Annotated in this window: 14 protein-coding genes and 1 other RNA gene; 9 read left to right on the forward strand and 6 right to left on the reverse strand. The window is 65.1% G+C overall.

Annotated features, from left to right (window positions below):
* The first annotated feature begins 76 nt into the window (after positions 1–76).
* Together ABZ780_RS13960 and ABZ780_RS13965 are read left to right on the forward strand one after the other, a co-directional pair.
* Complete coding sequence (locus ABZ780_RS13960; RefSeq protein WP_357011921.1) at positions 77–1,279, forward strand: serine hydrolase domain-containing protein; 1,203 nt, start codon at positions 77–79, stop codon at positions 1,277–1,279.
* Between the two features lie 97 nt (positions 1,280–1,376).
* Positions 1,377–2,267, forward strand: coding sequence for an NmrA/HSCARG family protein (locus tag ABZ780_RS13965; protein WP_357486172.1), 891 nt, complete (start codon positions 1,377–1,379; stop codon positions 2,265–2,267).
* A 69-nt stretch (positions 2,268–2,336) separates the two neighbouring features.
* Here the strand turns inward: ABZ780_RS13965 and ABZ780_RS13970 are convergent, their stop codons facing one another.
* Positions 2,337–2,825 carry a MarR family transcriptional regulator gene (locus ABZ780_RS13970; protein WP_357011926.1) on the reverse strand — a complete coding sequence of 163 codons (489 nt, stop codon included), beginning with the start codon at positions 2,823–2,825 and terminating at the stop codon, positions 2,337–2,339.
* Positions 2,826–2,879: 54 nt separating this feature from the next.
* On the opposite strand from ABZ780_RS13970, the gene ABZ780_RS13975 reads away from it, so the two are divergent.
* Entirely contained in the window at positions 2,880–4,112 is a 1,233-nt protein-coding gene (locus tag ABZ780_RS13975) for an MFS transporter (protein WP_357011928.1), read from the forward strand.
* A gap of 27 nt (positions 4,113–4,139) precedes the next feature.
* Here the strand turns inward: ABZ780_RS13975 and ABZ780_RS13980 are convergent, their stop codons facing one another.
* A complete protein-coding gene (locus ABZ780_RS13980; protein ID WP_357486174.1) occupies positions 4,140–4,901 on the reverse strand; it encodes a sulfite exporter TauE/SafE family protein in 762 nt (253 codons plus the stop codon).
* A 130-nt stretch (positions 4,902–5,031) separates the two neighbouring features.
* On the opposite strand from ABZ780_RS13980, the gene rnpB reads away from it, so the two are divergent.
* The 4 genes from rnpB (at position 5,032) to ABZ780_RS14000 (ending at position 9,022) form a co-directional block, all read left to right on the forward strand.
* An RNA gene (rnpB, locus tag ABZ780_RS13985) (RNase P RNA component class A) lies at positions 5,032–5,448 on the forward strand.
* A gap of 29 nt (positions 5,449–5,477) precedes the next feature.
* Entirely contained in the window at positions 5,478–5,726 is a 249-nt protein-coding gene (locus ABZ780_RS13990) for a hypothetical protein (protein ID WP_357486175.1), read from the forward strand.
* 329 nt (positions 5,727–6,055) lie between these two features.
* Positions 6,056–7,324: a PIN-like domain-containing protein gene (locus tag ABZ780_RS13995; RefSeq protein WP_357486177.1), complete on the forward strand. Its 1,269-nt coding sequence runs from the start codon at positions 6,056–6,058 to the stop codon at positions 7,322–7,324.
* 441 nt (positions 7,325–7,765) lie between these two features.
* A complete protein-coding gene (locus ABZ780_RS14000; protein WP_357486178.1) occupies positions 7,766–9,022 on the forward strand; it encodes a pentapeptide repeat-containing protein in 1,257 nt (418 codons plus the stop codon).
* Positions 9,023–9,546: 524 nt separating this feature from the next.
* Here ABZ780_RS14000 and ABZ780_RS14005 read toward each other — a convergent pair.
* Positions 9,547–12,213 (reverse strand): hypothetical protein, encoded by a 2,667-nt coding sequence (locus ABZ780_RS14005; protein ID WP_357486180.1) that lies wholly within the window; start codon positions 12,211–12,213, stop codon positions 9,547–9,549.
* A gap of 282 nt (positions 12,214–12,495) precedes the next feature.
* Here ABZ780_RS14005 and ABZ780_RS14010 point away from each other — a divergent pair, with 282 nt between their 5' ends.
* Positions 12,496–13,074: a DUF6346 domain-containing protein gene (locus tag ABZ780_RS14010; protein WP_357486181.1), complete on the forward strand. Its 579-nt coding sequence runs from the start codon at positions 12,496–12,498 to the stop codon at positions 13,072–13,074.
* Positions 13,075–13,122: 48 nt separating this feature from the next.
* Here ABZ780_RS14010 and ABZ780_RS14015 read toward each other — a convergent pair whose 3' ends face one another.
* Both ABZ780_RS14015 and ABZ780_RS14020 read right to left on the reverse strand, forming a co-directional pair.
* Complete coding sequence (locus ABZ780_RS14015; protein ID WP_357486182.1) at positions 13,123–13,314, reverse strand: DUF397 domain-containing protein; 192 nt, start codon at positions 13,312–13,314, stop codon at positions 13,123–13,125.
* Entirely contained in the window at positions 13,301–14,107 is an 807-nt protein-coding gene (locus ABZ780_RS14020; RefSeq protein WP_357486184.1) for a helix-turn-helix transcriptional regulator, read from the reverse strand. Before ABZ780_RS14020 ends, ABZ780_RS14015 begins: the two co-directional genes overlap by 14 nt.
* Positions 14,108–14,417: 310 nt before the next feature.
* Between ABZ780_RS14020 and ABZ780_RS14025 the strand changes: the two genes are divergently transcribed.
* A complete protein-coding gene (locus ABZ780_RS14025) occupies positions 14,418–14,693 on the forward strand; it encodes a hypothetical protein (protein WP_357486186.1) in 276 nt (91 codons plus the stop codon).
* 257 nt (positions 14,694–14,950) lie between these two features.
* On the opposite strand, the gene ABZ780_RS14030 is transcribed toward ABZ780_RS14025, so the two are convergent.
* A complete protein-coding gene (locus ABZ780_RS14030; RefSeq protein ID WP_357486188.1) occupies positions 14,951–15,871 on the reverse strand; it encodes an expansin EXLX1 family cellulose-binding protein in 921 nt (306 codons plus the stop codon).
* Between the last annotated feature and the right edge of the window lie 166 nt (positions 15,872–16,037).

A 16,037-nucleotide genomic window follows, 5' to 3' on the forward strand; every position in this document is an offset into this window, starting at 1 on the left:
CAGCAGGGGGGATCGTCCAGGTATCGGACTTCTTGAACCATTGAGGGGCAAGCGTTTCCGACACCGAGGAGCCAATATGTCCGTGATACCGAGCGATCCCTCCCGCCGCCGCCGAACCGTGCGGATGGCCGCCGCCGCGTTGGCCGCCGTCCTTGTCGGCGCCGCCCTGGCCGTCCCGTCGGCGTTCGCCGACACCGGGTCCAGCCGGCACGACGGCCCGCGGGACGCCGTGCAGCGGCACCTGGACGGACTGGTCAACGAGAGCGGCTTCCCCGGCGCGCTCGCCTCGGTGCGGGGGGCCGACGGGCGGGTCCGCGACTACACCGCCGGGGTCAGTGATCTCCAGAAGCGGCGCCCGGTCCCCCGGGACGGCCAGGTCCGCATTGGCAGCAACACCAAGACCTTCACCGCGGTGGTCGTCCTCCAGTTGGCGGGCGAGGGTCGCATCGACCTCGACGCCACTGTCGAGCACTACCTGCCCGGGGTCGTGCGCGGCAATGGCCACGACGGCAGCAGGATCACCGTACGACAGTTGCTGCAACAGACGAGCGGCCTGCCGGACTACGACGACGTGGTGTTCACCAAGCCGCAGGACCTGATCGACAAGAGCCGCTCGTACTACCAGCCGCGCCGGGGGGTGGACGCGGCGCTCACCAAGGCACCGCACTTCGCGCCGGGCGAGAAGTGGGAGTACAGCAACACCAACTTCGTCCTCGCCGGCCTCATCGTCGAGCAGGTCACCGAACGCCCGATCGGCGAGGAGATCACCAACCGCATCATCAGGCCGCTGAAGCTGCGTGACACCTACTGGCCGGGCGTCGGGGAGCAGCGTCTTCGCGGCACCCACCCGCAGGGCTACGTCTCGGTGGCGCCGGGCACGCCGTGGGTGGACGTCACCGAGATGGACCCGTCGCTGGGCTGGGCAGCCGGTCAACTGGTGTCCACGCCGGACGAGCTGCGGACCTTCTTCGACGCGCTGGTGGGCGGCAGGTTGCTCAAGCCCGCGCAGCAGGCGGCCCTGACGACGACCGTGCCCGCGCCCGGGTTCGAGCTGACCGGTGAGTACGCGTACGGGCTGGGTGTCGCCCGGTACGAGCTGCCCTGCGGCGGCTACGCCTGGGGCCACGGCGGCGACATCCAGGGCTTCCAGACCCGCAACCTCGCCACCCGGGACGGCCGGAGCGCGGTAGTGGCCGTGACCGGCCTGCCGACCAGCGAGCAGATGCTCGCCGCGGTGAACAAGACCGTCGAGACGGCGCTGTGCGGCACGGGCCGCTGACGCGGCCCACACCCCGGCGGACGCCGTCACCCACCGTCCGGTGGACCTGTTCACGACAAGAAGTGGGGGACACCCCACGTGTTTTTCAGGAGGAATCATGGCTGTTCTCGTCATCGGTGCGACGGGCAACCAGGGCGGGGCAACGGCACGGGCGCTGCTAGACCGTGGCGTCGCGGTCCGTGCCCTGGTCCGCGATCCGGGTGCCGACAGCGCCCAGGCACTGCGGGCTCGGGGCGTCGAACTGGTCAAGGGCGACCTGGACGATGCGGAGTCGCTGTTCGCCGCAGCGGACGGAATGGACGGCCTGTTCTCCATCCCGTATCCGGACGTGACGGACATGCAGGGCAACGCCGAGGTGACCCGTGGTCGCAACGTCGTCGAGGCGGCGCGCCGGGCCGGCGTGTCGCACGTCGTGCACAGCAGCGTCTCGGGTGCTGGCGATTTCCACCGCAACCAGCCCGGATGGGCCGAGGGTCGGTGGGACAGGCACTACTGGGAGAGCAAGGCGGCCATCGACGAGATGGTGCGCTCTGCTGGCTTCGCGCACTGGACCATCCTCAAGCCCTCGACCTTCATGGAGAACCTCGTCGGCCAGACCTACTTCTTCGGCGACTGGTCCAGCGGCACGATCATCACGGGCTTCGCGGCGGACACGCGACTTCCGTTGATCGCCGTCGACGACATCGGGGAGGCCGCGGCGATCGCGTTCACGAACCCGGGGAAGTTCCACGCCCTGGACGTCGACCTGGCCAGCGACATGCTCACCATGACCGAGATCGCGGCCATCCTGAGTGAGATCACCGGCCGGGAGATCACCGCACCCGTCCTCACCCCGCAGCAGGCCGTCGAGCGCGGCATGCTGCCCTTCATGGTCAACGCGGTCGAGCAGATCAACGAGAATGGGAGCCCCGCCCGTCCGGAGACGACCCGCGCCCTCGGCCTGCCCACCACCGACTTTCGCACGTGGGCGCGACGGACGCTCTCCTGAAACCCAGCCGGCCGTAGACCGTCACCGGGCGGGCTGAAAGTCGGGCCGTAAGCGGGCAGTGGGGCGGGGTTAGGAGCGGCGGCGGTTGCGGTTCACCAGGGCCTGGTTGAAGCGGCTCAGGAGGGCTGCCAGGGTTTCGCGGTCATCGGTGGTCCAGTCGGCCAGCATGTCGCCGTAGAGCCGGGTCCGCGCGGACCGTACCGCCGCCATCCGCTGTAGGCCGGCGGCGGTGGGGGAGATGACGGTGCCCCGGCCGTCGGACGGGTCCGGGGTACGGGTGATCAGGCCGTCCCGCTGGAGCGCGGACACCTGCCGGGTCACGGTCGAGCCGTCCAGGTTGAGCCGGGCGGCGAGCGCGGAGACGTTCTGCGGGCCGGCGGCGTCCAGGTGGCGCAGGATCACGTACGCCGCCCGGTCGAGCACCCGGTGCTCGGCGGTGCCGGTGGCCCGCCGGGTCGCCTCGCCGAAGCGCATCAGCAGGGCGACCTCGGTCTCGATCCGGCCGAGGGTGGCCTCGTCCGGGGTGGCCTCGGCATCCCGGTGGGGGTCGTCGCTCATAGCTGTATGATACAGGATAAGTGTCTGTATCATACAGCTATCTTGGGAGTCCGAGTGGATCGGCGTTCCGAACCGAACCGCAGTGCCATCTACGCCACCACACTGGTGGCCTTCCTCGCCATCGCCGGCATCGCCGTCGTCGACCCGATCCTGCCGGCCATCGGCGACGCGATCGGAGTCACCGCCTGGCAGGTCGAGCTGCTGTTCACCGCGTACATCGCGGTGATGGCACTCGGCATGATCCCGGCGACGCTCGCCAGCGGCCGGTTCGGCTTCAAACCGGTGCTGATCACCGGCGTCTCCGTGGTCGGCGTGGCCGCGATCCTCGCCTCGCTCAGCGACAACATCGTGCAGCTCTCCGTGCTGCGCGGCGTCTGGGGGCTGGGCAACGCGATGTTCTTCGCCACCGCCATGGTGGTGCTGGTCAACCTGGCCGTCGACCGGGAATGGGCGGTAGGCCTCTTCGAGACCGCCCTCGGTCTGGGCTTCGCCGTCGGCCCGCTGATCGGCGGCCTGCTCGGCGAGGTCAGCTGGCGGCTGCCGTTCTTCGTCTGCGGCGTGTTCATGGTCCTCGCCCTCGGTGTGGCCGCCCGCAAGCTGCGCGAGCCGACCAACCGGCAACCCTCGGTACGCCTCGGCCAGATCTTCGCCACCTACCGCCGCCCGGCGTTCATCGTGCTCTGCGTGGTGACCGGCACGTACAACTTCGTGTTCTTCGTGGTGCTCGGCTACACGCCGCTCTTCCTGGGCCTGGACGTCATCCCGCTGGGGTTGGCGTTCACCGGCTGGGGGCTCGGCCTGGCCGCCGGCATCCTGGTGATCGGCCACCGGCTGGCCCACCGGATCGGCGCGGTGCAGACCGTCGGCGTGGCCATCGCCGGGCTGCTGGTCTGCATGGTCCTCTTCGCCACCTCGACCAGCACCGCCGAAACGCTCGTGGTGCTGGTGCTCGCCGGGCTCTGCATGGGGCTCGCCAACGCCAACCTCACCGACCTGGCGCTCGGCCTCGGTTCCAGCGACCGCCGGGTGGCCACCGGCGCGTTCAACCTCGTCCGCTGGGGTGCCGCCGCGCCAGCGCCGATCATCTCCGGCAAACTCGCCGAGCAGTCGCTGTCGCTGCCGTACTGGGTCGGCTTCGGAGTGCTCACCGTCGGTGTGCTGGTCTACCTGGCCTTCGCGCACGTGATGGCCGCCGGCTACGGCGAGCGGGTGCTCTGGTCCCGGTGGAACCGCGCCGCCGCCGACAGCGAGCACGCCGCAGAGGAGCCGGTCGGCGAGGCGTACTGACGACCGTCGGGGCTCCGGCCCCGCCGATCAGTTCAGGGCGCGCCAGAGCAGGTAGAGGCCGATCGTCGTGCCGAACACCACGATCAGCGTCTTGAGCACCACCGGCGGCAGCCGGCGGACCAGCCGGGCGCCCGCGTACCCACCGATCAGCGTGGCCGGCGCGACCACCGCGACGGCCGCCCAGTTCACCGGGCCGAACAGGGCGAACACCACAAGCGTCGTGAGCCCCACCACCGCGGAGAGCAGATTCTTGATCGCGGTCACCCGGGCCAGGGTCGCGTCCAACACCAGGGCCAACCCGGCGACCAGCATCACCCCCAACGCCGCGCCGAAGTACCCGCCGTACACGGCGCCGAGCGCGACCATCGTCTGCACCGCGACCGTCCGGCGGCGCGGCGACAGGTCGCGGGGGTGACCGACCAACCGGCGTAGCGGGTCCTGAAAGGCCAGGACCGCGGTCGCGCCGAGCACCAGGAAGGGTACGACCACCTCGAACGCGCGGGCCGGCGTGGCCAGCAGCAGCAGCGCCCCGACGATCGTGCCGACCAGGGTGGTAGGCACGAGAGTGGCCAGCGCCCGCGGGCGCGGCAGATCAGCCCGGCTGCCCGCCACGCTGGCCACGTACCCGGGGAACACGGCGACAGAGTTGCTGACGTTCGCCGGCACCGGCGGCAACCCGACCGCGATCAACGCCGGAAAGGTGATCAGGGAACCACCACCGGCCACCGCGTTGACCGTGCCAGCGGCGAGACCGGCGGCGAGCAGCAGCGCGGCGTGGGGGAGATCCATAGCCCTCAGAGGTTAGCCCTTGCCTCCCGGCACGGATTCGCCGGACCACCGCCCCTGAGCTGCGCGATCTTGCCCGGGCAGGGCGGCAATACCGGCGGCCCGCACGTCGTTAGGATGAGAGCGCGACGGACGAGTCGACCGGGCGGTCGCGTCGGCGGGCTTCGGCCCGCCGCCGAGGAACGTCCGGACTCCACAGGGCAGGGTGGTTGTTAACGGCAACCCGGGGCGACCCGCGGGACAGTGCCACAGAAAACAGACCGCCGACCCCCTCGGGGGACGGTAAGGGTGAAACGGTGGGGTAAGAGCCCACCAGCACCCCGGGTGACCGGGGTGGCTCGGTAAACCCCACCCGGAGCAAGGCCAAGCAAGGGCCGTCACCGCAAGATGACGACCCGGCGCAGACGCTTGAGGGCTGCCCGCCCGATGTCTGCGGGTAGGCCGCTGGAGCCTGCCGGCAACGGCAGGCCGAGATGGATGGCCGCCGCCGGCGCAAACCCCTTGGGGTACGCGCCGCGCACAGAATCCGGCGTACAGGTCGACTCGTCCGTCGCCCATCAGGTCAGCCACCCCGACATGGTGGCTGACCTGCTGTTTCTTCGGGCGCTGATGGTCGTCGGTGGTTGTCTCTGGTCAGCGTTTGACGGCCCGGTGACGGCCCAGACGGCCCAGGGGCGGCCCAAGAGCGGCCATCCGCCGGATGACCCCTCGACGACCAGCATCTGTCAAAGCTATTTACTGCTCGTCATCGATCAACTACAGATCCTGTATGAAGATCTTTCGGCGGTACTGGGGCTGCTCGCTCTCTTGGCGTTGATCGCCGTCTAGTGGTCCGGCAACGCCGGCCCTGAGCTTCTCTACTTCCTGTCCGCCGGAGTGGTTGTATGGTCGCTGCTGCCTCGCTGCCTGACATTTCGGCTACACGGTGTCGGCTACCTGACACCTGCGCGGCTCTGGGCTGACGAGGGCTCGGTCAGGAGCGGTAGCCTCCGCCATTGACCCGACCATTTGACCTGTGGGGCCAGCGAGGCTGGTGTAACCAGGTGTAAACCGACATGCCGGCGTCACGGCACGGCGGTTACGCCTGCCCTGGCAGTCTTCACGCCAAAAAGAAACGCCTTCCAGTGCTCGGCCGTAGCGATAGATAGGAGGTAGGCGTGTCCGGCTTCAGTGACCAGTTTACGGCGCATCTCGTTCCTAGCCAGCCCGAAATTGCGGAGGCGATGAGGGAGGGGTTAGTCGTACTGGACACGAATGTTTTGCTTAGCGCCTACCGATTCGCTCCAAAAGCACGTGAAGAATTGCTTTCCGTTCTTGAGCAGGTCGCGGATAGAGTCTGGATTCCACATCAGGTCGCATTCGAGTTTCACAAAAATCGATTCGGCGTCATCGCGGAGCATGACGCCGCATACAAAGAACTGCTTGACGCCCTGTCTGAACACCGGCGAACAATGCAGTTAGATCTTGAAACAAAGATTCGACAGCTATCGAATCGATCTGCGCTAACCGACGCAGTGAGAGACGAGCTGCTTCACCAGGCACGGCAGAGCCTAGACCCGCTCCAAAGTGAGATCGAGCGGCTACATCAAGCTCATCGGCTTGGCGAGCCGGCTGAATCCGATAACGTGTTGGAGCGACTGCAACTGATTTTCGCAGACCACGTTGGTCCGGCCTTTTCGCCCGAGGAGCAGGAGAGGGCCAACAAGGAAGCATCTCGCCGAATCGACGAAAAGGTACCCCCGGGATTCAAGGATTCGGGCAAGTCGAACCCCAGCGGCGACTACTTCCTTTGGGCGCAAACACTTATAGAGGTCGAACGTTGCAAGCCGAAGTTCTTAGTCCTCGTCACAGGTGATGTCAAAGACGATTGGTACTTGCGGGTAAAGGGTCAAACTGTCATCGGACGACCGGAGCTTGCTAATGAGTTGCAAGCCCGTACCGGGGCACGGCTGATGCTTATGCCCACCAAATCCTTCCTGCGTCACGCGCGTGAATATTTGAATGCCGCCGTCAGCAGTGACACCCTAACTCAGGCTGGCCGAGTGGCCGAGGTTCAACTCCTTCAGCGAGCAGTGGAGAGTGCGGCCAAGTTGGAAGCTCAACGTGACGCCCTATTGGGTAGCGTAGAGACGGCGCAAGCCGAAGTTGAGCTTTCTCGGGCCGAGGTTCGCAGGATTGTAAACACCCTAAGTCAAATATCCGACCGGGAAAGCTCGGCTTATAAGGAAGCTGACGCTGAGCTGCAAGAGGCAATCGGGGCTTATGAGAAGTTGCGCTCGCTCTTTACCGCGGCGCAATCGCGGTTGCAGGAATTGGACGCGCGATTAAATGAACTCCAAAACCTCGTGATACATGGAGCGGAATCAGGCGATCGAACGGATTTCGAAACGAAGCTTGCAAAATGGCTTAGATTGATCCAGCGCTGACAAAGGACCTGCTATCCCGATGGTCCTATGGATGTCAACCCCGCGACCCCTTGACCCCCAGGCAACAATCCGGAGACGTTGACCTGGATCGACCGGGCAACCTGCCTCAACGAACCGTCCCGTAGAGTCCGTCAGCGTCCGGCACGATGCGTGGTGATCGTCACCCAGTTAGTCACCCAGCAACAGCCTCAGCGCTCTCGCAACTGCTGCCGATATTCCACTCTGTCTCGCACCCCTGCGTGCCCAGACTACGAGGGCGCGAGTCGGATTGGTGACAGCAATCTTGGCAGGGCCCGACATGATCGGATGGTGATAAGCCACGCCCCTGGGCACTCGGTTAAGCCCGATCCTTTGCTGCCGGCCCACCACACCCACGGGCCCGGTTCTCTGTTACAACGGCGCGGCTTGCCGGCCATCCCGTAGCGCCAAGGCTAAGACAGGATGTCGATGGACAAAGAAGCTAGTGACGCGCGCCAGCCATCCCCGATACCTTGGGGCTTGATCATACTGATGGGCGGCGGTTTGATAGTCGCCCTCACGCTAACAGTCGTCGCCGTTCTCGGACCCTATGATCTTAACAACGACAAAAAGCTTCGCCTGGACGCATTCAAACTTGTCCTGACTGGGATTGCTGGCTACGGAGCTGCCGTTACTGTCTGGCTGGCCCTGCGAAGGCAGCATCATTTTGAACATCACAGTTGGAATCAGCATGTGCTCGAACTACGCAAGCAGGCCGCCGACGACCTTAACAACCAATCACGCAGAGCTCTTGATCTGTATTCTGCGGCCGCCGAACAATTGGGGTCGGAACACGCCGCAGTTCGCTTGGCCGGAGTCTACACATTCGAGCGACTAGCGTCCGAGGAGGCCGCATACCGCCAGACTGTAGTGGACGTGTTCTGCGCCTACTTGCGGATGGGCCGCATATACGATCACGACACGGAGCGTCAAGCCGAGCTAGAGGTTCGATCCTCAGTGCAGTCCCTCTTACTCCGACACCTACGGCCGCCAGACTCGCCCTTGAACTGGGCGAACGTGCGAGTCAACCTGTCCGGGGCAATCCTGCGCGACTTCGACGCTTCAGGTACCTACTTTACGGTGGCAAACTTCAAAGGTGCCCAGTTCTTGGGTGAGACGACTTTCGATCGTGCCGCTTTCGTCGGAAAGGCGGGGTTCGGGGGATGTAAATTCAGCGGCAGAACCAGCTTCAGGCGCGCCCAATTCGACGGTGGGGCAGATTTCGACAGCGCCGAATTCGAGGGCGTGGAGACTGGTTTTACCGGCGCAAGATTCTCCGGAAGCTCGACCCAGTTCAGGCAAGCCAAGCTGCTGAGCACTCAGGTAATCTTCCGTGCCGCGCGATTTTCCTCGGTTATGTCAACGAACTTTAGCAAGGCACTATTCGGGCCAACCTTTAATTTCAAACGAGCTAAATTCTCCAGCCGCATCACCTCGTTCAATCGGGCCGAGATGCCAGAAGGCATCACACCATTCATGATGGCCAGATTCTCCGGACCCGTTCTCGTGGACGACGCTGTTCGCTGGAATTCAGTCCTGAGGGGAGCGCATGTGCTCGGCGAGGTTAGAGGCGTCGGCGACGACGTCTCAGAGAGCGACCAGGATGATGAGCACGATCTCCAGGTAGGCAGCGATGAATCAGTAGACGAGCCCGAGCGGCATCGCTCTGACAACGAGTGATGCTCCGTGCCATCCTCACTGTCTGCCGCCGACCCGCCCTCCTGAGGAGCGGGCCGCCGCCCGGCCCGCCATGTCAAGCGGACCTTGACGCAAGTTCGGACGCTGGCGGGTCGGGTGGCGGTCTGCTCGGCTGGCCCGGGTCGGTGGCTGGCGGAATGTCCCCGCGAAACCACCCATGGACCGCAACGCGCGGACGCAGCCCCGGCCATCCTGGAGTCGTTGCGCCCCCGCCGGAGGCGCACTGACCGCGACCCGCCGACCGACGCGACCCGCCGCGCGGACCCGGCGTGCCCTTCCCTGCGCCGCGTCGCTCGGGCGCGGCGCGGCCGGCTGCCGGCGACGAACCTCCACCACTTCCAAACCGATTCCGTCTGCCGCGGCCCCCGGGCTTCCCGCTCTCCGCGCCAAGCATCAGGTGGGACTAGACACGTGGGGGTGACAGGATCGGAACATTCCTGAGTGACAGGCCCAGCTCTCATCCAACTAGATTCGGGACTGACCAAACGCCATGAGTTCCGGCAGTGTCAGGACTCATGAGCGTGCTGCTGCCGGGGTGGGTTGGCTTCGGCGTCGCTGGCTGCTGGCTTGCTCGTCCGACTGTTCAACAGGGCAACGAATTCCTCTTGGGCGGCAAGGTCGCCTGCCGCAGCCATAACACGCAGTTCGGTTTCTCGGCCCTGCTCGGCTAGTAGTTCAGCGAGCAACCTGCGAGCAGGAATGCTGCCCTCACCGGCAAGTCGTCGTAACTCACTCTCGCTGTCGGATAGCCGTTGGCGATCCTCGTCGGTCTGGTCGTCACGGAATGAAGAAGGTTTGTCCTTGCCGCCGCGGTTCAGAATCTCAGTAGCGAGGGCGCCAGCAGCGGAGCGTTCCCTGCCAATGCGGACTATCTCTCGTGGACGTGACAGCAAATCATCGATGCGGCAATTCCCGACGCCTCCGTTCGAGGTTAATTCTTGAATTTCGCTATGCCTCTCCTCCGAGAAAAGGAGCAGTGTCAGTTTCCAGCGAGCGTCCGAATCCCCTGAATCGGCAAGCTTTCGTAGGTCGTTATGGCGCCCCTGCTTTGCCAGGAGGTCGATCAAGGCTCGGCGCGCGTGATCCACGTCTCCGAGCGCAATTAGTTCTCTCAGTTGGTCTTCCTGGCTAGTTGCAGCTAGGAGTCGGGGAAGTCGTCTACGTGCTATGGGGTTCAACGCGTAAACTCGACGGTATAATTCAATGGCGCTATTCGGCAAGCCGCACTGTTCGGCATTAAGTGCGAGTTGCATCAGGGTGTCCGGGGTGTTCATGTGCGAGGAGAGGATATTGCGGAGGTCGGGGAGAGGTGGCTCATAGTAGCGATGTATTGATGCGTATTGCTGTAGATAGTCCGCTACTTCGTACCCTGCGATAGTGCCCATGTTCGGCCCCGGAATGGGAACTAGTGCTTGGACGGCGCCATGGAGTTTTTTCGTCGCATGAGCAAGGGCGGTCTGCAGCCAATCGCTGCTGGCGTCTGCAATTTGCACACCACTCAGATACGCCTGTGCGGCGGCTCCAAGTACCTGCACGGTCAGAGGTGCTCGGATGCCGATTCTCCGAATGTCGATTGCTGCCGTAAGGACGGCCCAACCATAGGGGTGGGAAATTTTTCCGTGGTTCCAGTGCGTAATCAATTGTGGAGCGCCTGCTAGATGTTGAGTGAGCCCATACTGGCTGTCGGCTAGTGCTCTCACCAAGCGACGGTCGCCGGTAGCGCTGGCGACACGGGCAGCCTGCTCGCGCTCTTGAGCGCTAAATCGGTCGGGGATGTCGATGATTGCGTGCCCAGCGAGGGAGAGAACTTCTCGCGCATCTCGCCAGATGTCGCCCCCTTGAGCCTCCAGTCCCAACTGCGGAATGGTGCTTATCTGCTGGTAGGCGGCGGGCCAGAGCATGTCAACAACCACGACCGGCCCATCAGTTTGCTGAATCAGCCTTACTGCGTCAGTCCTTGTTAGGCCGTCGGGACCTAGATAACGGATAGTGGGAGTATCGTCTAGCCAGACTACCGTCTTGCCAGGAATGCCATTTCTCGCTACTTCTCGGATGGCATCGGCGCCGTCGACGAGCAACAGTTGCCAATCGAAACAAACCTCTCGTACTGCTTCGTAGATGCTGCGCGACTTGCCTGTGGAAGACGCGCCTACTGCAACGAGAAGTCCTCCCTCCGAGGATAACTGACGAAGTTTGGAACGCAATTCTCGATCATGATCTCGCAGAATGTACGGTGGGAGACGCAGCCTTGTCTCCTCATCCAACTCGCTGCTTGTGGCATGAACTCCGACATGCTCGGCCAGGCAGTCGGCTACGGCGATCAACTGCCCAGGGTGACCTGGCTTAACGGTTCCGTTTGTTGGCTCTTCCGAGTGGTCTGGTGTATCCACCATCGGCCGCTTCTGCCTGCTCGTCCCGAAAAGGCTGAGCTGGCTAGACAGGTCGCGGGTCAGCAAATCTCTGTCGATCGTTCCTGCGGTCTGCGCATACCGGGACGATAGACTGACTAGCTTCCGCCATAAGTTGGCTGCTTGAGCGGCATTTCCGGCCATGGGCAAGAGACCAGCGATAGTGGCGTCTCGGCCGGCTGGATCATCTCCTTCTAGCCGTAAGTCGATTGTGCGCAGTGCTCTAAGCAGTTGCCAGGTTAGTCCGTCCGCTGCATGAGATGACTTCAACGTGATCCCAGCAATGCTCGCTGCGTTGGGTACCGCTTCGTCGAGCATCCGCAATCGCCCACGCACCTTCTGATTTGTGGCGCGGGGGGCTAGTACCGCAGCGCGGAAGCCCTTGTTGCTGCGGTGAGTACGTGCGAACTGTCCCAACTGCGCAACCTCTTGGCAGGCAGTGTGAGGGCCGGCGACAGCCAGGCCCAGTCTTATTCGGTCAGAATGGATATCCTCACGATGGTCGACGACCATCCGTAGATAGTCAGTGAGTAGCTTAATAAACTCGGAATTCCGAGATGTGATGGAGGGGTTGCGCCGAACACCAATGTGGAGCCTTCGCATCCCTGATTGGTACTCACCAACGACCATTAGATCATCGACAGGGTGGTTCGCCCCCTGCTGAAAGCGGACTTCTACGGGGGTGACGTCCTCGCCCAAGCCGCGCACTGGGGAGCCTTGCAGGAGGGCCGCGAGGAGGACGGCACCATAGGTATGTTCCAGCACGGTCCCTCCACCGCCAGTGGAGTATGGGCTGGCGCTTCCCTTAGTTCGGGCGACAGAGGTCACGTTTGCGCGCCTCCTCCGGTCTACGCTCAGGTTACTGGTGAGCAGGAAGGTTCATTCTCGTCCATGAGGCGTTAACTCATAGCGGTCGCAGGCGTCGAAGCCAGACCAGTGACGAAACCTATCCACCGGATACCCGGTCGCGAAAGTGAAGGCCCCCATGTATGCCCCAGGCTTCCTGGCCGGTCGGAGTCTCGGCGACACCTCGTCATGATCCGGACGATGTTCGGTGCTGACCTCATGGGCCCTGACATCTATAGCCGCGAGATGCGACTCTGGCAGTCGCTGGGGCCGGGCAGGTATCGCCTGCGATCCGCCTGCCTTGCCGTCCTGCTGGCCCTGGCCAGCGTGGTGGTCTTCCTGGGCTCCATGACGATCGCCAGCCTTTTCGGAGGGGTGCACTACGGGCACCCGGCGCGGGTGGTGGTGGGCGATTGCCAGCAGGTCGGGCCGATTAGCCGGCGAGGTTTTGGCTACTGGTGGGAATGTGATGCGGTGGTCACCGCGCCCGACGGCATGGTCTGGACGGCCCGAATACATGCGTCCGACGTCGTGCCGGAAGATCGGGGCCGGTCGGTCGAACTGCGCGAATCTTGCCACGTCAAGGGAGATGTCACCGATTGCTCGTACGGTAGGCCAACCGGGTACCTGCTTATTGTCGGCTTACAGCTCATCGTCAAGCTGGGTTGGGTGGCGTTGGTCTTCGGTGGCCTCGGGGTCGTGATGTTCCTGACCGGGGCGCTCCTCGGCGCGCCCCGGTACCTTCGCTTTCGTGGTCGCCGACCTTCAACCGCAGATTGAGCCGCTGGCGAGCCGGTCGCCGGGTGATTAGGTGCCTAGGGTGGTCGGTTACGGCCGCTCGGCGACACCCGCGACGAACGCGGCCCAGGCTGCCGGGGCGAAGGTCAGTGCGGGTCCGGTGACGTCTTTCGAGTCGCGGACGGCCACAACACCGGGCAGGTTGCTCGCCACCTCGACGCAGTTGCCACCGCTCGCGCCGCTGCGGGTGGACTTGCGCCACCGGGCGTTACTGAGGTCCATGATGGCTCTCAACTTCCTTCAGCAGGTCGATGGACTGCCGGCGTGGTAGCGCCTCGTTCCGGACGCTCTCCCACCTTGCCTGAAGCGTAGCCACCTCATCGTCCTTGTCGACGACGTCCCCGCCAAGCTGGTTTTCGAGGTGTCCGACCCACACGCCCGCGCTGGACCGGGCCAACGCGAACGGCCCGGACAGCCCGATGTGTAGGCCACTGGCGATCGGAATGATGTGGACGTGAACGTGCGGTAGCTCGGCCATCGCCACCAGGTGGGCGACCTGTTCGGCCATGATCCCGCCGAGTCCGTCACCCGTGCGCCGTATCGCGGCTTCGTCCAGCACGGCGACAAACTGTGGCCTGCGCTCTCCGGTCAGGATCGCTTGTCGGCTCATGCGGCCCTCGACGCGCTGCTCAACCTCGTCATCGGTGAGGCTTTCGACTGTTCGCAGGACGGTCCGGGCGTAGTGCTCCACCTGTAGTAGGCCGGGGATCAGGTTCGGCTCGAAGTAGCGGAGCTGCGTCGCCCCGTGCTCCGCGTCCAGCCAGGGTACGAACCACGACGGGGCACCGAACTTCGTTGCCAGGCGCTCGAACAGTCCGCCGTTGTTCAGCGCCCGATCGGCGCTCTTGATGAAGTCCATCGTCAACGCTCGCGTGCCACCCTCCACGGCGCTGACGTGGGAGGCGCTGAAGCCGGCAGCGCGGCCGAACGCCTCTTGCGTCATCCCGGAAGCGCCACGGGCGCGGCGGATCTCGCCAACGATGAACGCCGACAAGGGACCTGGGACATCAGCCACGCAACGCTCCTCAAATCAGAGATCGACTACCCGAGGCACCACACGTCGGGCACCTGTTCTGCCAGCTCAGCCCGGACGCCGTGAGCACCTTCCGAGCGTAGTGGCCTCCACAGCAGAGTGTCACCAGGCGGCAGTCGGTGGGGACCACGAGACTGGCGGCCGCGTCTGTAGCGAGGCCGCTCAGCACGCGCGGTTGCGGCCCTTTCCCAACGGCAACCAGGGGGAGCACTGTGCCCGGCGACGAGCATGAGAGCAGAAGACCAACGCCCGCGAACGACGAGTCCGGAAGCCCCGAGCAGTGATCGGGACGATGAAGGCCGGCGACGTGGTCTACCTGACCACCGCCGCGAGCGTGCAGTTCCTGCGCCCGATCTTTGTGCGCGTCATCCGTGAGCTGCCCGAGCGGCACACGTACGACGGATGGGTGTGGGTTGAGGGCTATGAGCTGGACGCGGCCGGCGACGCGGTGGCGCGGCGGGAGTTGTTCGTGATGCGCGCGGGCGTGCGGTTGCTGGCTCCGCCCGCCGTGCCGTCGGGGCCCGTGAAGCGCCGGCCCGTCCGCCGGGGTCCGGTGCGGGTCGGATGACCGCCCGGCCTCGTCCGCACCTGCCGATGCGCCCGGCGTGGTTGTGCCGCAACTGCGCCGCGCCCTGGCCGTGCGGCCCGGCTCAGCTCGACCTCATGACCGAGTTCTACGGCCACTCGATCGCGCTGGCGTTCTATCTGGCCGCGTCGATGCGCGAGGCGATCGACGATGTGTACGGCCTGGGTCTGCGTCCGAACCTGCCGGCGATGCACGCCAGGTTCCTCGGGTGGTTGTCTCTGGCCCGACGGCCACGCCGGTCAGCAGCGGGGGGCGTTGAGCGGAGCGGCACCGGCGAGCGCTTCGACGGTGGCCGTTGGTGCGACCGAGTCGGACGGGGTCGGCGAGGGCGCGATGCTGGGGGACGGCGGAGCCGAGGGTGAGCTGCTGGGCATGGGGGAGGCGAGCACGGCCGTGCTGCGTTGGACCTGCTTCGTGACCATCCGGATGGCGGTGGCGGTCGCCTGGCGTCCGTACACGTCGGTGACCCTGATGCTGTAGGGCCCGGGGCCGAGCCCGCCCTCGACGGTCCAGTAGTTGTCGCTCTGGCGGGCGGCCTTGCGGAAGCCGCCGTCAGGTTTTTTTGCCTCGACCGAGCGGAGCGGGTTGCCGTGGTTGCCGACCTGCACGGCGAACCACCACTGGGAGGCGCCGCCCTTCATCCGGAAGGTGAGCCCTCCGTCGAGCGGCGGGTTCACCACCGCCCGGTACGTCACCTGCGCGATGCCCTGCGCCCGGTCGGCTATCTTGGCGAACGCCTCGTCGGAGAGGTCGATCTTGCCGGACCCGCACCCGCCGCACTGGTCCATGACCATGACCCGGACGGTGCCCTTCGGGCCGGTCACGTCCAGGTAGCTGCCGCAGGCCGCGGCTCCGGAGTATGCCGACGAGCCGAGGGCCACGTAGAGCCGGTCCGCGGGTGGGCTCGGGAAGGAGCAGTTGCCGCCCGAGCGGCCGGCGTCGTAGAAGCTGGCCTTTGCCTTGTGGACGGTGTTTCCGGTCGGTGGCGCGGCGCAGGCCGGGGTGGCGCCGCCACGTACGGCGAGGGTGATGCCGAGTATGGCGGCCAACGCGGTGATTCCGGCGCCGGCCAACCAGTGTCTGAGCCGCCGACGCGACTGGCGTGTGCCGTTGGTGCCGGCCGGGGTGTCGTTGTTGGGGTCCGAGTCTGGCGCCGTCACGGTGCCTGATGTTGCCGCAGCGGCCTGCGGTAACGCAAAATCGTCGAGCGGACCGTCACGTGCCGCACCGGCACATTCCCGGGCATCGCAGCCCGGTGACGGCTCCACGGTCCAGGTCCTGTTGCTGATCCGCTCTAGAGTCCCGGCTGTGAACCGTCAACGGCCG

Origin of the sequence: Micromonospora sp. NPDC047467, from assembly GCF_040643095.1 — a bacterium.
GTDB lineage: Bacteria > Actinomycetota > Actinomycetes > Mycobacteriales > Micromonosporaceae > Micromonospora.

Coding starts and splice junctions, on each gene's coding strand:
- ABZ780_RS14025 (WP_357486186.1), top strand. CDS start 14,418: ATGAAGGCCGGCGACGTGGTCTACCTGACCACCGCCGCGAGCGTGCAG.
- ABZ780_RS14000 (WP_357486178.1), top strand. CDS start 7,766: ATGTCGATGGACAAAGAAGCTAGTGACGCGCGCCAGCCATCCCCGATA.
- ABZ780_RS14015 (WP_357486182.1), bottom strand. CDS start 13,314: ATGGACCTCAGTAACGCCCGGTGGCGCAAGTCCACCCGCAGCGGCGCG.
- ABZ780_RS13960 (WP_357011921.1), top strand. CDS start 77: ATGTCCGTGATACCGAGCGATCCCTCCCGCCGCCGCCGAACCGTGCGG.
- ABZ780_RS13980 (WP_357486174.1), bottom strand. CDS start 4,901: ATGGATCTCCCCCACGCCGCGCTGCTGCTCGCCGCCGGTCTCGCCGCT.
- ABZ780_RS13970 (WP_357011926.1), bottom strand. CDS start 2,825: ATGAGCGACGACCCCCACCGGGATGCCGAGGCCACCCCGGACGAGGCC.
- ABZ780_RS13965 (WP_357486172.1), top strand. CDS start 1,377: ATGGCTGTTCTCGTCATCGGTGCGACGGGCAACCAGGGCGGGGCAACG.
- ABZ780_RS14010 (WP_357486181.1), top strand. CDS start 12,496: ATGTTCGGTGCTGACCTCATGGGCCCTGACATCTATAGCCGCGAGATG.